The sequence below is a fragment of the Spirochaetota bacterium genome, from assembly GCA_034190085.1.
In the GTDB taxonomy this organism is placed as follows: domain Bacteria; phylum Spirochaetota; class UBA4802; order UBA4802; family JAFGDQ01; genus JAXHTS01.
In genome coordinates this window covers 1-23,340 of record JAXHTS010000063.1, presented here as the reverse complement: position 1 = coordinate 23,340, position 23,340 = coordinate 1, and the positions used below count along the sequence as shown (strand labels likewise).

Below are 23,340 nucleotides of genomic sequence, written 5' to 3'. Positions count from 1 at the left end.
ATTATTTTTAAAATACGGGCAAATAGCAGTTATATGGTTTTTTTGATAAAATGACAGGAGGCATTGAAATGGTTTCAGTATGTTTTTATTTCCAGGTACATCAACCATTCCGACTCAAAAAAAATTATTCATTCTTTGATATTGGAGTAAATCATTTTTATGAGGATGATGATGCAAATAGAGAGATATGCAATAAGGTTAGCAGAAAATGCTATATTCCTGCTAATAAAATGATGCTTAGGCTGATTGATAAATTTAAGGGTAAGTTTAAGATATCATATTCAGTTAGTGGAATAGCGTTAGAACAATTTGAGAAGTATAATCCTGAAGTAATAGAATTATTTCAAAAGCTTGCTTCGACAGGATGTGTTGAATTTATTAGTGAGACCTACTATCATTCACTATCCTTCCTTTATTCGAAAAAGGAATTTAAGAGTGAGATAATAAAACATAGAAAGAGAATAAGGGAATTATTTAAGCAGACACCTACAACCTTTAGGAATACTGAGCTTATATATAATAATGAACTTGCAAAATTTATTGAAGAGATGGGTTTTAATACTATTCTCGCTGATGGCGCAGATCAGATAATGGGATGGAGGTCTCCAAATTTTGTTTATCAGCCTAAAGGATGCTGCTATTTAAATCTGCTAATAAAGAATTATAAACTCTCTGATGATATTGCATTTAGATTCTCAAACCGCAGTTGGTCTGAATATCCTTTGACTGCTGATAGATTTGCTCATTGGCTTCATCAGGCAAACGGCAATGGGCAGATAATAAATCTATTCATGGATTATGAAACCTTTGGAGAACACCAATGGGAAGATACTGGAATATTTCAGTTTTTTCAATCGCTTCCAAAAGAAGTGCTTAAACATCCGGATTTCCAATTCATAAATCCATTTGAAGCACAAGAATACTATTCACCAGTATCTGAATTGGATGTGCCCTATTATATTTCATGGGCTGACATGGAGAGAGACCTTTCAGCATGGATTGGCAATCCCCTGCAAAACTCCGCCATAGAGATGGCTTTTAAGCTTGAAGAGGAGGTATTATCGACAAATAATGCTGATCTGCTTGATGTATGGAGAAAGTTATTGACCTCGGATCATTTTTATTATATGTGCACAAAGTGGTTTTCTGATGGTGATGTTCATAAATATTTTAATCCATTCAACTCACCCTATGATGCATATATTGTTTATATGAATATACTTAATGATCTTAAGACAAGCATAAAAAATAGCAGGTTATATAATAACCAGAAAGAAATAGGTTTAAGAAATGAGAACTTCTCAATAAGAAAGGTTAGAGCAAGACCAGCACTTTAATTTAAGGGCATGTTGATAATACCAGCTTTCACAATGCCAGAAAGCGAGCTTACCCTTTCCCCTATTTACACACATATATAATAATTATAAGAGAGTTATTTAATGAATAAGAAAAAACGATTCCTGTTTGAGGTTTCATGGGAAGTATGTAATAAGGTTGGCGGTATATATACTGTTATAATAAGTAAGTTGGAAGAGGTAAAGAATAATCTTGGGGAGAACTATATATTGATAGGACCATTGTTTGAAAATAATCCCGAATTTTATGAGGATAACAGTGATGATTCCAAGAAGATTCAGGATATACTTATACGATCAGGTGTTTTCTCAAAGGTAGGAAGGTGGAATGTATATGAAAATCCCCGAGTTATACTTGTAAAATATAATGATACAATTGATCAGGAAAAAACTCTATATCAACTTTGGGAACAATATGGCGTTGATTCAATGACAGGCAAATGGGATTACATTGAACCTGTTCTCTTCTCAACAGTGGCGGCAAAAGCGATTGAGGCTATTCATTTTCTATTCGAAGATTTTGATATAATCGCACATTTTCATGAATGGATGACAGGGGCAGGTTTGCTTTACTTGAAAAGGAATATCCCAGAGATCGCAACTGTCTTTACCACCCATGCCACAATGCTTGGGAGATGCATGGCTGGAAATGGTGTTGATATATATAGTATCTTGCAAAACATAGATTCCAAGAAGGAAGCTAATAAGTTCAATGTGGTGGCTAAACACTCAATGGAGTCAGCTTCAGCAATGGAAGCAGATTGTTTTACAACTGTAAGTGAAATAACCGCAATGGAGGCAAGACACATTTTACATGTTGTGCCGGATATTGTGCTGACTAATGGCTTCAATGTGAACAAGGTTCCGGATTATTATTCTAATGAAGAATACTATAAAACCAATAGAGAGAAGATATTAAGGTTTGCGTCACGATTTTTATCAAAGCATTTTATAGATAAAGACACAGTCATTATGTCAACATCAGGACGTTATGAGTTCCATAATAAAGGAATCGATGTAATCATAGAGGCGCTTGGAGAATTATATAAATCGCAGGATGAATTAAGAAAGGAAATCATAATGTTCTTTTTTGCGATTGGCGGATATGTGGACATGTCACAGGAAAAGAGCGTTGATGTTATAGCTGCTAAAGATCAAATTACAAAATATTCAATGATATCGACTCATCCCTTGTGGGATTCTTATAATGATCCAATTGTAAATGAATGTCATAATAATAATCTACAGAACAAACCAAAGGATAGGATAAGTATCATCTACGTGCCAGTATATCTCAATGGTAGGGATGGTGTACTAAATATGGAATACTATGATGTTTTATCTGGATGTGATTTGACAATATATCCCTCGTATTATGAGCCATGGGGATATACTCCATTGGAGAGCGTTGCTTACTCAATACCAACTGTTAGTTCAGATGTCGCTGGATTTGGGAAATGGGTAATGTCAAATAAATTAAAGGGCAGCGGTGTTAAAATAATAAAAAGATTTGGCCTAAATTATAATGATTCTGTAAATGAGCTAAAGGACTATATTGAATCATTTATTAGTGAAGATGAAGTAACAATAAATTCAATTAGGAGGTCTGCAAGAGAAATAGCCCTAATGGCAGAATGGCAGATTTTTTTTAAAAATTACCTGAAGGCATATGATGTTGCTATTGAAAATAGGGACGAGAGGATTTCAGGTAAGGATAAAAAATGGCTCGCTAGGGCAATAGAGCTTTTCTTTATAAAATCTCATTCTACCCGACCAAGATTTAGACAATTTTCTATAAAATCCACTATCCCAGATGAACTAGATAAACTAAGGGAACTCGCCTATAATCTATGGTGGTCATGGAATACCGATGCACAGGAGCTGTTCTCTATGCTCAATCCAGAACTATTTGAAAGACTGAAAAACAATCCTGTTGCGCTTTGTGAGATAACTGATCCTGAAAGACTGAAGGATGTCATTTCAGATAAGCCATTTATGTCGTTGTATGAGAAGGTGATTCGTGAATTCAATAAATATCTTTCACATCCTAATTCCTTTTTTAATAATACTAAATACATCTCATATGATAGACCGGTTGCATATTTTTCAATGGAGTTTGGATTTCATGAATCTCTACCCTTATATTCCGGAGGTCTGGGCATATTGTCTGGAGATCATATAAAATCCGCTTCTGATATGAACCTGCCGTTAATTGGAGTAGGATTATTGTATAAGAAGGGTTATTTCAAACAGGAGATTACAAGGACCGGAGATCAGATAGCTGAATATGAAAATAATGATTTTTTTAGAATGCCCTTGAATGAGATTAACAAAAATAGTGGTGAAAAGCTTTTGATGTCTGTTGATTTGCCAGGAAGAATCCTATACGCCAGAGTGTGGGAGGCAAAAATCGGAAGGGTTTCTATATATTTTATGGATACAGATATTCCGATGAATTCTGTTTCTGATAGGGAAATAACCAGCAGCCTTTATGGCGGAGGAGTAAAGAGGAGAATTGAGCAGGAAATTCTGTTGGGTGTAGGGGGAGTAATATTACTTGAGAATGAGTTAAAGATATATCCTTCCGTTTACCATATAAATGAGGGCCATTCAGCATTCCTGATAATTGCGAGACTTATCAACCTATTAAAAAATAATAATATTAATATTGAAACTGCTAAAGAGATCATTAAATCCAGCACGGTATTTACTACTCACACGCCTGTAGCCGCTGGGAATGAGTCATTTGACATACCAATATTTGAAACCTATTTGAAAAAATATATACAGAATAATGGCATCAACTTTAAGGATATCTGTGATATGGGCGTCAGGCATAATTCGGAGACAGATCAATACGAGATGACTGTTCTCGCCTTAAGAAATTCATACAGGAGGAATGGCGTTAGCCGTCTCCATGGCCACATATCCAGAAAGATGTGGTCAGATATATGGAGTGGTTATCATCTGGATGAAGTGCCTATCATTCACATCACAAATGGAGTGCATGTGCCAACATGGCTCAGTAAAGAGATGAAAGAACTCATTTTGAAATATACCTCTCTAAATCTAAATGAAGACCTTTTAAAAAAAGAGAAATGGGAAGTAATTTCTAAAATACCTGATGATGTCTTATGGGAAACCCATTTGACTCTAAAGAAAAGGTTGTTTCAACTGATTAAGAAAAAAGTAACAGATAATTGGGAAAGGGTTGGTGAGAGCCCCCATCTTCTTAATAAGTTTCTCTCAAATCTTGATCCATCCCCTTTGACTATAGGATTTGGAAGGCGCTTTGCAACCTATAAGAGGGCTCTATTATTTCTACAAAATTTTGATAGAATTAAAAGGCTAATACTTGATGAAGATCATCCTATACAATTTATATTTGCTGGAAAGGCGCATCCGGAAGATAAGGAAGGGCAGGGATTGATAAGAGAAATTGTAAATATTTCAAAGAAGGAGGAATTCTTAGGAAAAATTATTTTTATTGAGAATTATGATATGAAGATTGCCCGCAGTATGATTTCCGGCGTTGATGTTTGGTTAAATAATCCAAGAAGACCTTTTGAGGCGAGCGGCACTAGTGGTCAGAAAGCTGCAATAAATGGTGTGCTTAATGCGAGCATACTGGATGGATGGTGGGACGAGTTATATGATGGCTCCAATGGATGGATAATTGGAGATAGAAAGGAGTATAATAATGTTGACACACAGGATATTATTGATAGTGATTCCTTGTATGATATTATAGAGAATAAAATTATTATGGACTACTATACAGTCAATAACAAAAGTTTACCTGAGAATTGGGTAAGGATGATGAAAAACTCAATTACCTCAATAATGACTGAGTGTAATACCCATAGAATGGTTAGAGATTATGTTGAAAAAATGTATATTCCAGCAGCTAAGAGGTATTTTGAATTCATTGATAATGACTTTGCAGTACCAAGAGAAATAACTATATGGAAAAAATCTATAAAGGCCAGGTTCTCAACAATTCAAATTGAAGATGTTATTATTGATGGCATCTATAGCGATAATCTTACAATAAATGATGAGATCACGGTGCATCTGGAAATAAATAGGGGCAAGGTAACAAAAGAGGAGATAAAGGCCGAGATGCTTGTGTTTCAGGATAAAATGATAAGACATTCTAATTACTCTGACTATGGAAGGGTTAATAGTGATGACATTAAATACATTACTATGGAATGTTTTGAAGAGAAGAATAATCATATTAAATATATTGGCAAATACCGAGGAGATAAATCTGGTAAATATAATTTTGGAATAAGGATCCTTCCCTATAATAAAGATATAGAGGATATTATTGATCTCAATCTCGTATATTGGGGTTAACGCAGTATCAAAGATGGGAGGGATCATATCAACACATAGAGAAGACGGCATTTTTTTATCGATTATAAAGATTAATAATGACAAGAATTTAACAGTATGGAAGATGAGGTTATTAGAATAGAGCTTGATGATGAGCTTGATCTTCATCCCTTCCATCCCCAAGATGTTAAGGGGATACTCCTAGAGTTTATACAAATGGCTTTAGCAAAGGATATTAAAAGAATCAGAATAGCACATGGGAAGGGAAAATCTGCAATTAAGGGCGTTGTCATAAGAATTCTTCAGTCAAATGATAATGTGATTTCATTTCATGATGAACCAGGGAACTGGGGAGCGACTATTGCCTTTTTGAGGTAGCGTAAACAATACTTATGTTTTTTACCATAACCCTGCAACTGTATATATGGGAAGCAACATATCAGAAAGAGTTTTAAACATCCTTGAGTGGAATGAAATATTAAAGGAACTATTCCAAAGATGTCAAACCCCTATTGGCGTAAAAGTAGTAACATCACTCCAACCGCTTACCGCAGAGGCAGCTAGGAATCAGCTAAGGGATATCACCGGAATTAAGGAGATAGTAATCCAAGAGGGTGCCCCTGATTTTACAGGCATTACAGATATTCAATCAATTATCAATATCGCTAGCAAGGGTGGAATACTCTCTATTGAGGAATTGGCTTTAGTAAAAAATTTTATTATTTCCTCAAATAGAATAAGAAGGTTTATTAATAATCATATGGATGTTATTATACCAATTGTAGAAAGATTTAGCGTTATTAGTGATCTCAAAGGACTGGGTGAGGTATTGATACCATCAATTACTGATGATAATGAACTGAGTACTTCGAAGTACCCGGAGTTAAAGGATTTAAAAGAAAAAATATTCAATTCCAAAAAGGAAATTGAAAAGAGACTCCATAATCTCATCTACTCTTCTTCAATGGATAAAATTTTTCAGGAGAAGATACATACTACCATTAATAACCGATATGTGCTCCTCGTAAAAGCCAACATGAAGGGAAGAGTAAAGGGGAGGGTGCATGACCTATCATCTAGCGGGGCTACTTATTATATTGAACCTGATGCTGTGTCAGGTTTAAATAATCAACTCATTGTGTTGCAGATGGAACTCCAGGTTGAGATAAACAGGATATTGAGAATATTATCAAGAGAGGTTAGCAGATTTTCTAGTGAAATTATAGATAATCTTAATGAACTGGCACATTTTGACTTTTTGGTGGCGGCATCGAAATTCAGCATCTCCTTAAAGGGGAATGAGCCAGAGATTTCAGATGACTTTATAATTAGCCTTCATGATGCAAGGCATCCCTTGCTATACCTAATGAATCCAGACACTATTGTTGCCAATGATATTTCAATAGGAAAAGGGTATAATTGCCTTATTATCTCCGGCGCAAACACTGGAGGCAAGACGGTTTTACTCAAGACAGTGGGATTATGCGCGCTCCTCACGATATATGGCCTACATATCCCTGCAAGCGCTGATTCTGTTATAGGAATTTTTTCGAAGATTCTTGCGGACATTGGGGACGATCAGAGTATATCCCAATCCCTCTCTACATATTCTGGACAGATTGTAATTATTAATGAAATGATAGAGATGGCTGATAGGAGCACTCTAGCGCTAATTGACGAAATTATTGTTGGCACAAATCCGAGACAGGGCGCAGCTCTAGCGCAAGCTATTCTTGAGTCAATGATAGATACTGAGGCCAAGATGGTGATAACAACTCATTATTCTGAGTTGAAGGATTTGGCTTCACTGGATGGGAGGTTTTGCAATGCATCAGTCTCTTTTAATGCTGAAACCCTTAATCCCACCTTTAATCTAAGGATTGGCATACCTGGATCCAGCTTTGCCATTGAGATTGCCAGGAATTATGGCATGTCTGAAAAGATTATCTCTAGATCAAGAGAGCTAATCGATGATAGGGAGATAACAACCGAAGCTCTAATAGAATCAATACAGAAACATAAAGAGATGATGGATGAGGAACAGAAGAGGATAGAAGGGTTAAAGGAGCAATTACTTAGAGAAAAGAACAGATATATTGATTTTCAATCGAAGGTTAAAAATAGAATTGAAGAAATTAGAAGTGAGAGAGGAATTGAATTCCTTGAAGAATTAAGAAAGCACAGGGATGAGATTGCCAATAGGATAACCGATCTACAGAAGAGCGATATTAGGGCATTGGGAAAGCTTCAACAGGATATAATAAAAATTGATGATGATATATCAACCAAGCTTAAGAGGGATAGCAAAAAAAGATTTTCTAATAGTTATATCCCCTTTGATCCCAAAATCGTTGAAATAGGGGATTCGGTTTTTATTGTTCCCTTGGAGAGGGAGGGAAGGATAGAATCTATCGATATTTCAGAGATGAGTATCCAATTATTACTCGGGAATTCAATCAAGACAAGATACAAGTTTGATGATCTTTTGATTCCCAAAACAAGACAAGGGGATAAGGAAAGATTAAAGGCGGCTAAAAAAATTGAAAAAGAAGGCATAATAAAAATAAAGAGCAGAATCCCTCAGACAGTTCAAACAAGTTATAATACAATTGATCTCAGGGGATTGAAGGTGAATGACGCACTCTTTCGAATTGAACAAGATTTTGACAGAATGATTAGAAATGGAATCAGCGCTGCTATTGTGATTCATGGCCACGGCACAGGCGCCTTGAAGAAGGCTGTTCGAAGTAGTCTGAAATTCTCCCCATATGTTAGGGATTTCCGTCCTGGCGAATATGGCGAGGGTGGCGATGGTGTATCCATCGTGTTATTGAGGGATTAATAATGATAATTATATTAAGGATTACAGGGTATACTAATATTGAAAGTCACTTTATTTGTCGGTTTATTCGAAATGATCGAATGATCTACTATATTTGTTGCTGAGATTTTGCCATTATGTTTATTGATAATTTTATCCACTAGGGTTAGGCCTAAACCATAATCGAGAGTTGTGTATTCCTCCTGTACTGTTTTTGTCATTCGAAAAAATGGTTCAAATATTATATTTTCATAACCCAAAGGAATGCCAACCCTGCCTTCATCATCTGGTATTGGATCATTAACAACAGAGATATTTAATTCTTTATTGATACAATCAAATATAATAGTAACAGCTGAATTAGGTCTTGAATACTTAAGAGCGTTAATTATGATCTCGTTTATAGCTTTCCGAAAATATTCCATGTTTATTTCTACATATTTTTCTGAAAAGAATATTTTTCTATCGCTTAATAGAAACCATTGATTTTTACTTGTAGTATAAACGTTTAATCCGTTTTTTATTTCAACAATTTCATTATATATCCCATCACATGAAATTCTATGAAAATCTAATTCATTTTTTTCAATGTGTTCAATATCCGAAAAGGCTTTTAATGCCTTTTCGGTCATTTTGGCATTTTCTTTTACTATATTAAACAAATCAGATTCGATTATATAGTGTCCGTTCTCTTCCTTTGAGTTTGTTGAAATAAGATTAATTAGCGTTACTAACGATCCAAAACCCGCTCCTTGATTCATGCTTGTTAGAAGATTCTTAAACAGCGATTTGTTTTTATCATATGTTGATCGATCCTTTACAGAGTCTTGCCATTTATACCATTCCAGTTGACTGTCACATCTTATCATTCTTTCCTTCTCCAAGGTCTTTTTCATCATTTTCAGCTCAGCTACTTCAAATGCTCTTTCTATTTTTAGTAGTAGATCCTCTATATCAAAAGGTTTGACAAGGTAGTCATACACTCCCTTTCGCATTGTTTCAATAATCATAGAGATTTCCTTATGCACTGTTTCTACAATAATAGAAGTGGATTCATCAATGCATTTGAGATGATCAATGAATTCATTGCCATCCATTATGGGCATCTCTATGTCGGTTATTACTACAGGGAAAGGTTCTGTTGCAAAGTGATTCAAAGCGTCTCTCCCATTGGTCGCTAAAGTAACTTGATATCCATTTGCCATTAACACATCACAAATTAATTTACCAACACTTGGGCTATCTTCGGCAATTAAAATTCTTTTGTAAGTCATCCCTTCCTCCAAGAGATATTTCAGTCAGTATTATTGAGCGATTATAAGTTGTTGAATTATAAACAAGATCATCTCTAAATATGAATATTCCTTTTTTTAGGTAAAATTATAGAGAATCGACTCCCCGATCCAACTATGCTCTCAACATCCAGTCTGCCTTCATGAAGCTCAACAAGTTCCTTTACTATTGATAAACCTAAACCTGTTCCTCCAGTCTTCCCTTCTTCTTTTGTGTATATTTGCACAAAGGGATCAAATATTATATTGAGGTTATCCTTGGATATCCCTTTCCCCTCATCCCATACAGTTATTTTTATGCCATCTTCTATTTTATGGACTCCAATACCAATATTTTTCCCAGAATCAGTAAACTTAATTGCATTGGATAATAGATTCAATAGAATCTGTTTTAATCGTGTTTCATCAACTTCCACTTTTCCAATATTTGGTTCTATATTTAACATCAGTTTTACCCCCTTTTCATTCAATAAAGACTCCATTGATGTTACAGATTTTAATACAATGTATTTAATATCACAAGGAGTAATACACAATTGTATTTTTTGGGATTCAATTATTGAAATATCTAGAATGTCATTCATAATCTCCAGAAGATGCTTTCCATTATTATGAATAGTGTTTACATAATCTAGTTGTGTTTCATTTAGCTTACCTATCTGCTGCATCCTCAGGAATTGGCTGAATCCAATTATTGAATTTAAAGGGGTTTTGAGCTCATGGCTTATATTAGCTAAGAATTTCGTCTTTGCCATATTAGCGCTTTCAGCCGCATCTTTAGCACTTTTTATCGCCTCTATCTGTCTTCTTTCCGTAATATCTCTAAAATTGGCAACAATACCAGATACAGCAGGATCATCTAATAGGTTTTTACAGATAAGTTCAATTATTCGCCATGATCCATCTTTGTGCTTAGATCTAAATTCAATCTTAATAGGTTTCTTAGGATTCAATAATATTTCTTCATAGGCCTTTATAGCATCCCTTTTATCATCCGGATGAATTCGATTCAGAAAATGAGTGTTTATTAGATCTTCTGGATTGTACCCCATAACCTGCTTAGCTGTAGGGCTTTCATAAGTAATATATCCATCTTTATTTACAATGGCAATAACATCTGTTCCGTCCTCGATCAACGATCGAAATCGTTTTTCACTATTTTTCAGTGATTCCTCTATGCGTTTTCGTTCAGTTATATCCCTTACGATACCTATAGCATTCCATCTGTCGTTCAAAAGGACTGCTGATACGGACAACTCAATTGGGAATTCTGTTTGATCTTTTCTAATCGCTGATAACTCAAGTATCTTTGCTATTGCATAGCCCTTCCCTGTATTTTTAAATACATTAAATCCTTTGATGTAATCGTTATGAAACCTATTATGAGCAAGTAGGATATGCAGATCTTCTCCGATTACCTCTTCCTTTGTATAACCAAAGATTTTAGTAGCTGCTGGATTCCAATATGTAATATTCCCTTCATCATTGATAATGATAATTCCGTCCTGTATCGAATCGGATAGTTTAAGGAAGCGATCATCGCTTTCCTCAAGTTCCTTTTTTATCTTAGAAATCTTAATATTATATCTTATTGAATGTATTGCTAGTCTGCTATGAATATCATCTATAGTTAAATTATCTGAAATCATATTATGTGTGGATTTTATTTTAGAGTAAACATCATCATTTCCAAATGTTATTATTGGTAAAAGCGGTAATCGAGCATTTATTTTTTTTATTATATCCCCTTGTATATTGATAATTGAGAGGTCAAGTAGTACTACATCAATATTATTTAATAGTATTATTTCAGTCTCCGAAATGAAACTGCTATAGTATTCAATATTGAAATGAATATCTTGCTGCTTAATAAGCATATCCTTTATTATTTCGGACGCTTTACCGTTTCCCTTTATGAGTAGGACATTAATGGTTTTTAAGTTATTATTACACATGTTAATATCTTCTATTAGTATTTATCTTGAGTTTAGATAATACACTCTTTGAATAAAAATAGCAATTTTTTTATTTTAAAGAACATTAATATACATTTTGTTAATTTTTATAATTATTTAAAATAAAAAATGATTACATGTTTATATTGTTTTACAAATTATATAATTATTATAATTGCATTCATGTAAAATACATAAGGATATATGAGAATTGGCGCAAAATATGTAATAAAACATGAGGGAATGATTACACCTTGTTTATGATAGACGAAACTCTCTTTTATCTGTTGTAGACTAATTACCTTAAATGCTCAAAAATTCATTAAATTTTTATCTTGACAGCGGAATTTTTTCCTTAATTAATAATTGATCAGAGATTAGATCTATTAATTCATTAAGTCTAATATAATAAAAAATAGGGGAACATGGATAAAAACAGGATACCCGTGCTTGTAGGTATTGGGCAACTGGTCCATCGGGAGAAGACACAGATTCAACTAGATCCAATAAAGATGATGGAGGAAGTGTGCCGAAAAGCTGCTGAGGATGCTAGGCTAGACAATCTAAGAAAGGTCGATACTCTATATATAGTTAATTGTATATCCAAGGTAATGAGTAAACCGGCGCAAGAATTATCAGAGCTTTTAGGAATACAACCAAGTGACACCGGATATAGTTGGATAGGAGCCTGTGCGCCTCAATGGTTTGTTAATAGAGCAGCGGAAAGGATTTTTTCAGGAAAGTCTGAATTGGTGTTGATCTGTGGAGCAGAGGCATTCTATTCTCATGAAAAAATACAGACGGGGGATAGCGCTTCATCTTTTTTTGTAGAGGATGACAAAGCTGCAGGATCACTATATATTGGTGATGTCAGAAAACCTGTTTCTGATTTGGAGATATTTTACGGATTGATGTCTCCTTTACTATCATATTCTATATTCGAAAATGCCCTGCGAGCACATAATGGAAAATCCATTTTTGATCACTCAAGAGAAATTGCATCATTTTGCTCACAATTTTCGCAGATAGCCTCCCGCAATCCCTATGCTTGGTTTCAAGAATCTAAAACAGAAGATGAAATAGCTACTGTAACGGATAAAAACAGGATGGTTGTCTTCCCATACACCAAGTCAATGTGTTCTAATATGACGGTGAATCAGGCCGCTGCATTGATAATGACTAATCTTGCGAGAGCAGAGGCAATGGGCATCCCCAAAGGTAAAGTGATATTCCTTCGGGGATGTGGAAATGCGGAAGACGTTTGGTTGGTCTCAGAGAGGCCAGCATTATGGGCTAGCCCTTCAGTAGCCGATGCTGTGAACATGGCCCTGAATCAACTCTCTATTTCATTGGATGAAATAGAGTATCTAGATCTATATAGTTGTTTCCCATGCGCTCCACGTATAGCTAGGAAGATGCTGAATATCTCATATAATGATCCCCGATCCCTTACTGTTACAGGAGGGATGTCCTTTTTCGGGGGGCCGGGTAACAATTATTCTTTGCATGCTATTTGTCATATTGTGAGCTTATTGCGCGCTAATCCTGCTTCCTATGGTATGGTTCAGGCCTTGAGTTGGTTCATCAGTAAACATTCAGTTGGCATCTATAGCGCAAGTCCAGGAAAGACTCCATGGAAGCCGCTGGAAATCCCTCACAAAGTCAAAGAATATCCCAGGGTTAATGTTGTGACAAGCGCAACAGGGAAAGGCACAATAGAGTCCTACACTATAGTATATAATAGATATAGCCAGATCGATTACTCAATTGTTGTGTGCAGGGATAAGGAGGATAACAGATTTCTGGCAAGGGTAAAACCAGAAGAAGGAATGATTGAACAGATGACTCGTGAGGAACCCATCGGCAGGGATGGAAGGGTGGAGCATGACGCTTCTAATTCGACTAATTGGTTCTACATTGAATAATGTAGTAATCGAATCTTTCTAATTTTATTTAGATTTAGCTCCAGTAATAGGCTACAGAATTGAAGACGAGTAATTAAATTAGTCATCTAGGAGAATTTGTTATCTAATTTAAGTTGTTTTTTCTTGACATTCATGATATATCAATATAATTTGCCATTTGATTTTAAAAGTCGTATTTTTTAATTCTTTAGAAGAAGTACGGCAAAAGATATACAGAGTAGATTTTTATACTCTATTTAGATTTAGTATTAATGGAGGTTTATTGTGGCAGAGATAACTGCTCCTATGACAGGGAAAGTGATTGATATCCTAATCAATGTGGGAGATCAGGTTAAAACTGACGATGAGGTGTTGATACTTGAAGCAATGAAAATGGAGATGCCAATTGTAAGTGAGGATGATGGGGTAGTCAAGGAGATACGGTGCAAGAAGGATGATACAGTAGATAGCGGTGCTGTCTTAGTTGTAATAGAATAATGAGTTGAGTATCTTATTAGTTCTATGACATATTCATTTATCAATGTATTAAGTTGTGTAATAATACATGTACCTTTTACATGAATGATTGAATCTCCCCTGCAGAGTGCGGGGTGAGATTCTAATTCAGTAAAACTATAAACCTGCTCAATAAAATGTCAACTAATCAAGAAGATTGTTATCAATGTTATCAATGATAGTGTTATTGACCTTGCCAGAATTAATATTTTTAAAAATCGATTTTTTTTGAGCTTTAATGATATTTACCCTAGGACCCTTTTTGTGAAGCGCAATATCCTGATGAATGCCTTTGCAAATAGTGCATTCATCATTAGGTAAAGTGTCTTTATTGAAAACCTCTTTAATTACATTTCTGCAATTGGGAGAAGGGAGTTTTCCTGAATGAGCACAGACATCCTTTTCTATTAAAGTAGCATAGAACGGAAAGTATTTATAAGGTTCATTTCTCAGGATTTCCTTCATATATTTTGCCCATACAGGAGCTGCAACCACTCCCCCGGACTGACCAATCCCAAGGGATAGTCCCTGAGTATCATATCCCATCCATAAACATGTAGTTATCTGAGGAGAGAAACCTATAAACCATGCATCTCGCCAGTTGTTCGTAGTTCCAGTCTTTCCGCCTGCTGGCATCCCGATCGTTGCCTGATGTGCTGTTCCGGATGTTATTACTGACTTCAGCATGCTGATCATGATTTGGGAGGTGCTAGGGGTGATTATCTGGAAGCGTCCCTCTCCTTTCTTTTTCAAAAGTATCTTTTTAACCTCTTCTTCCTGGTTTTCAATTATTACTCCATTCCTATCTGTAATGTATCTAATGCTAAATGGAATTACATCCCTGCCTCCATTTGCAATTATTGCATAAGCTCTTGCTAATTCAAAAGAACTGATCTCAAAAGATCCAAGAGCGATTGATAGATTTCTCGGTATGCGCTTATTGATATTATTGCTCCTTATTTTTAAAAGCTTAGACAGAAATTCCATAACATAATCAATGCCTAATTGGTCTGCTACCCTTATCGATACCCCATTAATTGATTTGGCAAGCGCGCTTCTTAATCTTACTAATCCATAATACTCTCCCTCATAATTTTCAGGTATCCAGTCTCCCCCCTCATTGTCAAGATAGACTAACGGGGAATCGAGTATAGCTGTTGAAGAGGTAAACCTCCCGGATTCCAATGCAGCAGTGTAAAGCAGAGGTTTTATAGCAGAGCCAGGTTGACGTCTTGATTGCATCACTCTATTAAGCTGGTTAATACTTGAAAATTCGCTTCCGCCTATCATTGCCTCAATGTATCCATTTCTATGATTTATGGAGATGAGACAACCCTCAACTTTTTGAAGCTCTTTATCCCCATAATGTGCTGATTTAAAAATATCCAAAATTTTGCCAATTTCATCAAAGCCAACAAAGTAATTAATTATCTCTAATTCATCGGTTATTTCTTTTTGAGCATATTCAATTAGCTTCTTTAGTTCAATCGATCCCTTCTTGTTGAATGGATTGAGGTTGAAAAGAAGAGAGAATAGTTCAATTTTATTGGAGTAGTTTTCAACAATATAATCCTCATTCTTAAATAACAGGCTGTTTGATACAATAGTCTGCTTCCTCAAGGCCTCGGATAATATTCTCTGTCCAGCTATTTGTTTATCTATATCCAGGGTTGTATAAACCTTAAGTCCTTTTTCATATACTCTTCTCTCACCATACTTCTTGATCAGTCTTCTTCTTATATATTCTGTAAACCATGGCGCCTTGTCTACCCTCGAAGACCATGTATTTTGAGTTGGAGAAAGTTCATTTATGTGTTCCAAGTATAAAGGCCAAAACCTTAGAAAAACCTCTTCAGCTTCTATGATTGAAATAAATCCCATTTCTACCATTCCTGCAAGTACGGTTTTATGCCTCTCCATCGACCTCTTGGGGTGCCTAATAGGGGAGAGTTTATTCGGGGAGGATGGTAGGCTCGCCAGTAGAGCTGATTCAGCCAGATCTAACTCCCATACATGCTTGTCAAAGTAGAATCTTGATGCTGATTCAACACCATAAACACCATGTCCAAGAAATATCTGATTCAGATAAAGCTCTAGTATTTTCTGTTTGTTATAGAAGAACTCCATCATAATAGCAATAAAGGCCTCTTTTATTTTTCTATATATGCTTCTCTCTCTTGAGGTAAGCAATATTTTAGCTAGCTGTTGAGTAATTGTGCTTCCACCCTGTCTAATCTTTCCAGAAAAGATATTAATAAAAAAAGCCCTTACAATCCCCTTGATATTAATGCCCATGTGATCATAATACTCACGATCTTCTATTGCAATAAAGGAGTTAATAAGATCTGAGGGAATTTTACTTAAGGATATCAACTCTCTCTTTTGCCTAAAGAGTTCAGATATTAGGAATTCATTCTTATCATATATTTTTGTTGTGATATTGGGTTGGAATTCGCCAAGTGCCTTTACTTTATGGAAATCTGAAATCAAAATTATGAAAAAGGCAATAATAATGCCGGATATTGCTCCCAGAATAACAGCCTTTAAAATCCAAAACCTAATTTTAAATATTGGGAGTAATCTTGATATTTTGTCAGTAATATTGATTGAGCGCTTAGGTATAATTATTTCTTCAGGCATTTTCAGTTTTCTCAATCTTGAATGATATTCATTAAATTTTCTGAGCATATCTGCTTATATGTCCTCTTTCATGTGTATTAAGAGCTTAAGTACTTCATTATAATGTATATTTAATAAAAATATAATAATAAGCCAATATTCATTTCCTATGCATGAATAAAAACATATCTATATACCTACAATCTTTGAGAAGTTTTAAAGAATCAAACATTTTTTATAATCTGCTATTAGATACTTATAAGAATATCAAGAATAATCGAAAAAAATAATATTTTAATAGTATTGATAATTAATTGATTCATAATTTCAAATAAACCCAAATAAATGCTAATAATTGAGTATATTCTGCCTTAAATGAATAAAGTAATAAGACGAATAACACAATAGTAATTAGCTTGATTCTGCTATCATGGAAGATGGCAAGAGTGTTCAAGGAGGAATAAGATGATCATAAATCATAATGCCAGCGCAATTTTTGCGCATAGGACATTAAAGTTTCACGATTGGAGCATATCAAAAGACATAGAAAAGCTATCCTCCGGGATGAGAATAAATCGTGCTGGGGATGATGCTTCTGGACTGGCAGTGTCTGAAAAGATGAGGACACAGATAAATGGTCTGAGGCAAGCGGAGAGAAATACTGAAGATGGGATGTCATTCGTTCAGACCGCTGAAGGTTATCTCCAGGAACTACATGATATAATTCAGCGAATAAGGGTACTGGCTGTTCAAGCTGCAAATGGAATCTATTCGGCTGAAGATAGACAACTAATACAGGTAGAGGTCTCTGAGCTTATAGATGAAGTAGATAGGATTTCATCTCAGGCAGAATTCAACAAAATGAAGATGTTAACAGGGTCCTTTGCAAGACTTCATCCAACTGCTTCAATGTGGTTCCATATGGGGCCAAATATGCATCAGAGAGAGAGGGTTTTTATCGAAACAATGACTACAGCAGCTCTGGGTCTGCGTAATCCAGTAGTTCTAACATTTATATCCATTTCAACCCCTGGAAAGGCAAATGCCGTAATTGGTCTTGCAGATGAGGCATTAAGGCTTATCGCAAAGCAGCGAGCTGACCTTGGAGCCTATTATAACAGGCTTGAGCATGCTGCCAAGGGACTTATGAATGCCTATGAGAACATACAGGCCTCAGAGAGTAGAATTAGAGACACAGATATGGCAGAACAAATGTCATCCTTCATTAGGTACCAGATATTAACACAAGCAGCGACTGCAATGTTAGCACAGGCTAACACTAAATCTCAGACAGTATTGCAATTATTACGTTAATGAGCTAACATCGGAGCACCACTATAAACGCCGAGTCCTACCACTCGGCGTTTTGTTATGCCTTTATTAAGCTTGATTTATCTAATAATCATTTATTCCTGAATTTCATATTGAATTTTTCGAGTATTATATCAATCATATATTGCAATCATATAACGTTTATCGTTATGCTTCACTGATATAGATGTATACTTAAGATAAGAAAGAATTATCCAATTTTGAATATTAGGCATAAGCCTTTATGAACCTACGCAAATTAATTATAATATTATCTTTTTTTTTAGCGACTATTGTGTTTGGCACTTTCAGTTATCATATTGTGGAGGAGATTCCCCTCTTTAATTCTTTGTATATGACCATAATTACTATTAGTACTGTAGGATTTTCTGAGGTTAAACCTCTTTCAATTTATGGTAGGATAATCACAATTGTTATAATCAGTACCGGTATAACTATTGGTGCATATGCTATTGGGTCGCTGTTTGGTATGCTCATTGAAGGAGAGTTGGCGAAAACCTTTGGGAGGAGAAAATTGGAAAAGGATATTAGAAAAATAAGGGATCACTATATAGTTTGCGGATTTGGCAGAATTGGGCATCTCATTTGTAAAGAGCTACACCAGCATAGTATTAAGTTTGTTGTAATAGAGAACAACCCATCTGCCATTGATCAATTGGAGGTTGAAAAATATCTATATATATCGATGGATGCCACTACTGAAGAGGCGCTTCTCAAGGCAGAAATTATGAAAGCAAAGGGGATTGTCCCCGCTGTTATGTCTGATGCTGATAATGTATTCATAACCTTGACTGCCAAAAGCTTGAGGCCAGACATCTTTATTTTATCCAGAGCCTCAGATGAGAAGAGTGAAATGAAATTGAAATGGGCAGGAGCGACTAAGGTCGTTACACCCCATCTTATCGGGGGTAAGAGAATGGCTCAAGCATTAATAAGACCAACGGTCGTTGATTTTATTGATATTGCTATGATGAATAATCATCTAGGTCTTATCATGGAAGAGGTCGTTGTAAATGAGGGTTCCAGACTGATTGGAAAAAATCTTATTGAAAACAATTTAAGAAAGGATTATGGTGTTATTATTGTTGCTATTAAAAAATATAATGGAGATATGATTTATAATCCCTTACCAGATGAGATACTTGAGGTGGGTGATATTTTTGTGGCAATCGGAAAGAAGGAGGATTTGATTAGGATGAATGAAATTCTATAAATAACATAATGGCAGGGCTATTCTTTTAAGAATATTAAGTAAAGCACTATGGATCGCTTTTATTGATTCGTCTTTCGAAAGATATATTTATCCATGAAGACTATATTATAGGGATAATTATATTATGTTTTACGTGAATTTAGCGTCTTTGTGATCTCTTTGTTAAACCTGTTCTGTTCTAAAGGGGTTGGTATCAATATATCAATAACATTCCTGTAAGCTTTTAAATCATCAGGGTTATCATTATATAATAAAACCGAGAGAACATTTTCATCTAATTCCTTTATCCTTGTGAAAAGCTCCAATCCATTAACTCCTGATTGATGATAATCTGTAATCAACAGATCACAATGCTCTTTGTGATAATGTGATATTGCCTCATCCAAAGTGTTACAGAAAAAGGTATTCCCAATATTATTAATTATTTCTTTTGATGCTACTGCCCCCCCTTCTTTTAGTATAATAGCATTCATATCTTTTAGATTATTTAAATCAGCAGTTGATTCTCCTTCTTTGCTAATAATCAATGATGATGGAATGATGGCTTTAATTGAATAAGAATTAGTGGACTCCTCTTCAATAATCTTGATGTTCATCCCCTGTGCACTATACCTCACATCAATATCTGGAAATTGAGGAGATATTGTATCAGTATTGTCAATTTCCATTTCATTGGCTTTTTCGACACTCATCGATAAAGAGAGTGCACCATTATTCCTTAGAGAAATAATTATAACTCCCTTATTATCAATAATGGATGAAACCTTAAAAATCATAGAGATAATAATTTCATTTAATTTTCTGATATCTCCCTTCACTCTGCTATTGGAGTAATATCTCTTTTCATATTTAATTGATTTTCCCTTTCCATTATTCTCGGTCATGAATTTTATCTTTGCAAAACTGATAGCCTCATCAATAATCTTCTTAAAGCTTCTAATTCTATGATCTTCGGAAAGATTCCCCTCTATTATAAAATTTTGTATTTTTTTTATCTGCTTTTCGCCTTCAAAAGCCTTTCTTTCTATTTCATCAAGTACATTTAGAGATGTATCCTTGCGTATTTCCATTTTTAATATCTGTATTCTCTTTGTAATTGAATAAATAATATCATTAAAATAGTGTAATAGCCCTATTGAGATATCACCGATAATTCGGGTTCTTTTCATGACTCTCAGTTTATTTTCCAATATTTTGACTTGTGTAAAATCTTCAAGTATAATCTCTATAGCAGAAATATCGTTGTTATCATCTGTTATTGGATAAAGAATAGCATTTACCCATTTTTCATCACCATTGGCAGTAGTTATTTTTAATTCTCCAATTCTGCTAAAAGAGATAACTCCATTAAGAATGTTTGTTATTGCCTTTCCCATTCTTTTGTTATCATAGGGCGATAAGGAGAGGAACAGTAAGTTTTCTTTTTTGTTTTTATCATTAAGATTTTTGCCCATTAGGGTTTCAAAAGTGGCACTCCCTTTGATTATTTCTCCAGAGGGATTGAACCTTACAATTGGGAATGGCGAGAATTCATACAATTTGGTATCAGATGAAGAATCCTTGAGTAAAGACGATGTAGTCTTATCAAATGAGAGTAGTCTGTCATCTACTATTTTCATGAAGGCCAGAATGGATGAGACATTTTCATTTTCGATCAATGGGTATAAGTGCATCTCAACAGGGAGCCTATATCCATTAGAAGAAATCATTATTGCGAAACATCGTCCATCCAAGCCTTTATTAACTCTAGAATAGGTAAGGGCTATTTTTTTTCTGTATTCAGGGTAGAATGGGTGGGATATATCCAGTCTGATATCGCTTTCGTCAGTTTCAAATAGTTGTTTGAAACTATTGTTTCGGTAAGACAATTCTCCATTGTTATCAATAATGCAGATAGGATGTTTTAATAAATCAAAAATATTATTATTAACTGAAGATGAAGTATTTGTATTCCTTTTCTTCATTATTATAATGTTAATATAATGTTCTGTAGTTTAAGAAGCTCTTTTTCCCTTTTTTTATCTCGATCATAGTGTTCTTTGTTTTCTCAACCCGACCTGAGTGATCAATATACTTGATAGTAAGTTCGTACATGCCAGCAGGAAGAAATATTCTTGAGAGTTGTAAATTGGATGGCAGTGTATGCCAACAGCGTAGATCAGGTTCTATTTGTGAAACAAGGGTTGCCCCTGCGCCGATGCCTGCTAAAGCGCCAATCAATCCAGCAAATCCACTTAACTTCTTGGACTGTTCAGCAAGCTTCTTTGCGGCAATGCCTGCTGCTACTGAGGTTGCAGCCTTTACGGCAATGCCTGCTGCTACCTTCATATACATTCGTTGATAGTCATCCTCCATATTTTTGATCGCAGTATTCTCGATATTCTCCAATTCATATGTCCTGCCAATATCTTTTTCATTAACGCTAATAACAAGATGATTGATTTTGTTTGATCTTTTCTTAAATATAGGTATGGGATGTTTCGCTATTTTCAGCGCTGCTAAAACACCTACAATAGTAACTCCAGCCTTTAAGGGCATTCCATTTAAAGATACAGTGATGCCATTTTTCATCGACCTATCTTTAAGCAGCGAACCTCTTGATACCTTTACTGCTCCTCTTCCAGCCTGAAAGAACATAATAAGCTCGCCCGCATCCTTGGGTAAATTATCCCTCTTCCCAAACTTCGTAACCCATTTTGTATAATCTTCCTTATCACCGAGTTGCTTGGAAAGTCTCTGCAAATCACGATACACTAATGAAAGTTTTGGGTATAGTGAATGGATTTGCTTATATTCTATATATGCATATTCTTTATCACCCTCATCGTTGTCAATATCAGCAGTAATCTCGAAGGTGATGGCAGTTAGATATTTCGCCATAATGTTCTGCTTATATTTTTTGCCAACTGAAACATTTATATCTCTTAGAAGATCGTTTACCTTCTTGAACTCAACCCGCGCCTCATCAACCTTTTGAAGCATGATAAAGTTTATCCCAAGATACATATGAATGAGAACCCTCTCAAAGTCCTCGCCTTTGTAGTTGGTTTTAGTCTCATTGAGCAATAAGGCTGCTGCCTGCTTTCGAATGCTTGTTGTAATTGTCTCGGATAGTTTTGCAGCCTCCAATAACACTTTATTACTGTTTTCATAATCCCCAGATGCATGAAGCATCATTCCACATTCCATCATAAGTATAAGCTGATCTCTGCTTTTTTTATTAACAAGTGGTAGTAGCTTTTTAGCAGCTTTTTTATAATTGCCTCGATAGAAGGTCCTCTCCGAATCTTTAATTATCTGGTTGTAGTTTGTTGTGCAAGCTACTTGGTTAAAGATAATAAAGGCGGAGGACAGAATCAGGATAAGTCTTTTCATTATCGATTCCTCAAAATTGATTAGTTAGAAAGAAATTCTATTTTTTTTGGAGGCTTTAAGGAATTGCTGTTGATCCTGCCATTCGACAATATTTGTCTTCAGATTTACTAATTTAAGGGTTACAACAAGATACTGTAACCTTTTGCCCCCAACTGTTCTAACATTATCTCGTATATCACCAGTAAGGTAGAGGTTAGGAGACTTCAACATTCCTGCTGGAATGGCGCTATCTGGATCTATCAGTCCTGTCATACCCATTTCCATCTGCTTTATCGATTCCTGAGTCAATGACTGATCTATAAATTTAATCCTTTTTTTAATAAGATTAGTTGATATCTCGTCGGATACCATTTTAGTGTCAATATGTTCAGAAGTCTTATTCCTGAACCTCTTCACCTCAATAAAGGCAGCCTTTCCCCATTCGTTTTTGAGGAAATCATGCATTGAACCCACCATCTTGCTGACAGTTATTTTAATCTCTTTGGGACCCCATTCCATTGAACCCTTATCCTTGCTTGCATCCCTGTATTGAACACCACTACAACCTGAAATGACTAATAATACTAAACTTATCACTGAAGCCTTTCTCATACAATCTCCTCCATATTATTACAATT

General features: G+C 35.2%; 14 protein-coding genes. 8 read left to right on the top strand and 6 right to left on the bottom strand.

Going from position 1 to position 23,340, the window contains the following annotated elements; translation table 11 throughout:
• The first annotated feature begins 68 nt into the window (after positions 1-68).
• The 4 genes from SVZ03_12275 (at position 69) to SVZ03_12260 (ending at position 8,538) form a co-directional block, all read left to right on the top strand.
• Positions 69-1,337 (top strand): glycoside hydrolase family 57 protein, encoded by a 1,269-nt coding sequence (locus SVZ03_12275; protein ID MDY6934981.1) that lies wholly within the window; start codon positions 69-71, stop codon positions 1,335-1,337.
• 102 nt (positions 1,338-1,439) lie between these two features.
• Positions 1,440-5,717: an alpha-glucan family phosphorylase gene (gene glgP / locus SVZ03_12270; protein ID MDY6934980.1), complete on the top strand. Its 4,278-nt coding sequence runs from the start codon at positions 1,440-1,442 to the stop codon at positions 5,715-5,717.
• A gap of 96 nt (positions 5,718-5,813) precedes the next feature.
• Entirely contained in the window at positions 5,814-6,074 is a 261-nt protein-coding gene (locus tag SVZ03_12265; protein MDY6934979.1) for a Smr/MutS family protein, read from the top strand.
• Between the two features lie 46 nt (positions 6,075-6,120).
• The gene (locus SVZ03_12260) at positions 6,121-8,538 is read left to right on the top strand and encodes a Smr/MutS family protein (GenBank protein ID MDY6934978.1); all 2,418 of its coding nucleotides are present in this window, start codon (positions 6,121-6,123) and stop codon (positions 8,536-8,538) included.
• Positions 8,539-8,552: 14 nt separating this feature from the next.
• Here the strand turns inward: SVZ03_12260 and SVZ03_12255 are convergent, their stop codons facing one another.
• Both SVZ03_12255 and SVZ03_12250 read right to left on the bottom strand, forming a co-directional pair.
• Positions 8,553-9,791 carry a response regulator gene (locus SVZ03_12255; GenBank protein ID MDY6934977.1) on the bottom strand — a complete coding sequence of 413 codons (1,239 nt, stop codon included), beginning with the start codon at positions 9,789-9,791 and terminating at the stop codon, positions 8,553-8,555.
• Positions 9,792-9,865: 74 nt separating this feature from the next.
• Positions 9,866-11,764: a PAS domain S-box protein gene (locus SVZ03_12250; GenBank protein ID MDY6934976.1), complete on the bottom strand. Its 1,899-nt coding sequence runs from the start codon at positions 11,762-11,764 to the stop codon at positions 9,866-9,868.
• A 425-nt stretch (positions 11,765-12,189) separates the two neighbouring features.
• On the opposite strand from SVZ03_12250, the gene SVZ03_12245 reads away from it, so the two are divergent.
• Positions 12,190-13,689: a hypothetical protein gene (locus SVZ03_12245; protein MDY6934975.1), complete on the top strand. Its 1,500-nt coding sequence runs from the start codon at positions 12,190-12,192 to the stop codon at positions 13,687-13,689.
• Positions 13,690-13,953: 264 nt separating this feature from the next.
• Positions 13,954-14,166: an acetyl-CoA carboxylase biotin carboxyl carrier protein subunit gene (locus SVZ03_12240; GenBank protein MDY6934974.1), complete on the top strand. Its 213-nt coding sequence runs from the start codon at positions 13,954-13,956 to the stop codon at positions 14,164-14,166.
• A 162-nt stretch (positions 14,167-14,328) separates the two neighbouring features.
• Here the strand turns inward: SVZ03_12240 and SVZ03_12235 are convergent, their stop codons facing one another.
• A complete protein-coding gene (locus tag SVZ03_12235; protein ID MDY6934973.1) occupies positions 14,329-16,872 on the bottom strand; it encodes a PBP1A family penicillin-binding protein in 2,544 nt (847 codons plus the stop codon).
• 396 nt (positions 16,873-17,268) lie between these two features.
• Between SVZ03_12235 and SVZ03_12230 the strand changes: the two genes are divergently transcribed.
• Together SVZ03_12230 and SVZ03_12225 are read left to right on the top strand one after the other, a co-directional pair.
• On the top strand, positions 17,269-18,117 hold the full coding sequence (locus tag SVZ03_12230; GenBank protein ID MDY6934972.1) for a flagellin: 849 nt from the start codon (positions 17,269-17,271) through the stop codon (positions 18,115-18,117).
• A gap of 241 nt (positions 18,118-18,358) precedes the next feature.
• Complete coding sequence (locus tag SVZ03_12225) at positions 18,359-19,348, top strand: potassium channel protein (protein ID MDY6934971.1); 990 nt, start codon at positions 18,359-18,361, stop codon at positions 19,346-19,348.
• A 122-nt stretch (positions 19,349-19,470) separates the two neighbouring features.
• On the opposite strand, the gene SVZ03_12220 is transcribed toward SVZ03_12225, so the two are convergent.
• The 3 genes from SVZ03_12220 to SVZ03_12210 are packed head-to-tail and all read right to left on the bottom strand — an operon-like array spanning position 19,471 to position 23,314.
• Positions 19,471-21,312 carry a PAS domain-containing protein gene (locus SVZ03_12220; protein MDY6934970.1) on the bottom strand — a complete coding sequence of 614 codons (1,842 nt, stop codon included), beginning with the start codon at positions 21,310-21,312 and terminating at the stop codon, positions 19,471-19,473.
• A gap of 10 nt (positions 21,313-21,322) precedes the next feature.
• Positions 21,323-22,723 carry a hypothetical protein gene (locus SVZ03_12215; protein ID MDY6934969.1) on the bottom strand — a complete coding sequence of 467 codons (1,401 nt, stop codon included), beginning with the start codon at positions 22,721-22,723 and terminating at the stop codon, positions 21,323-21,325.
• Positions 22,724-22,747: 24 nt separating this feature from the next.
• Positions 22,748-23,314, bottom strand: coding sequence for a hypothetical protein (locus SVZ03_12210; protein MDY6934968.1), 567 nt, complete (start codon positions 23,312-23,314; stop codon positions 22,748-22,750).
• Between the last annotated feature and the right edge of the window lie 26 nt (positions 23,315-23,340).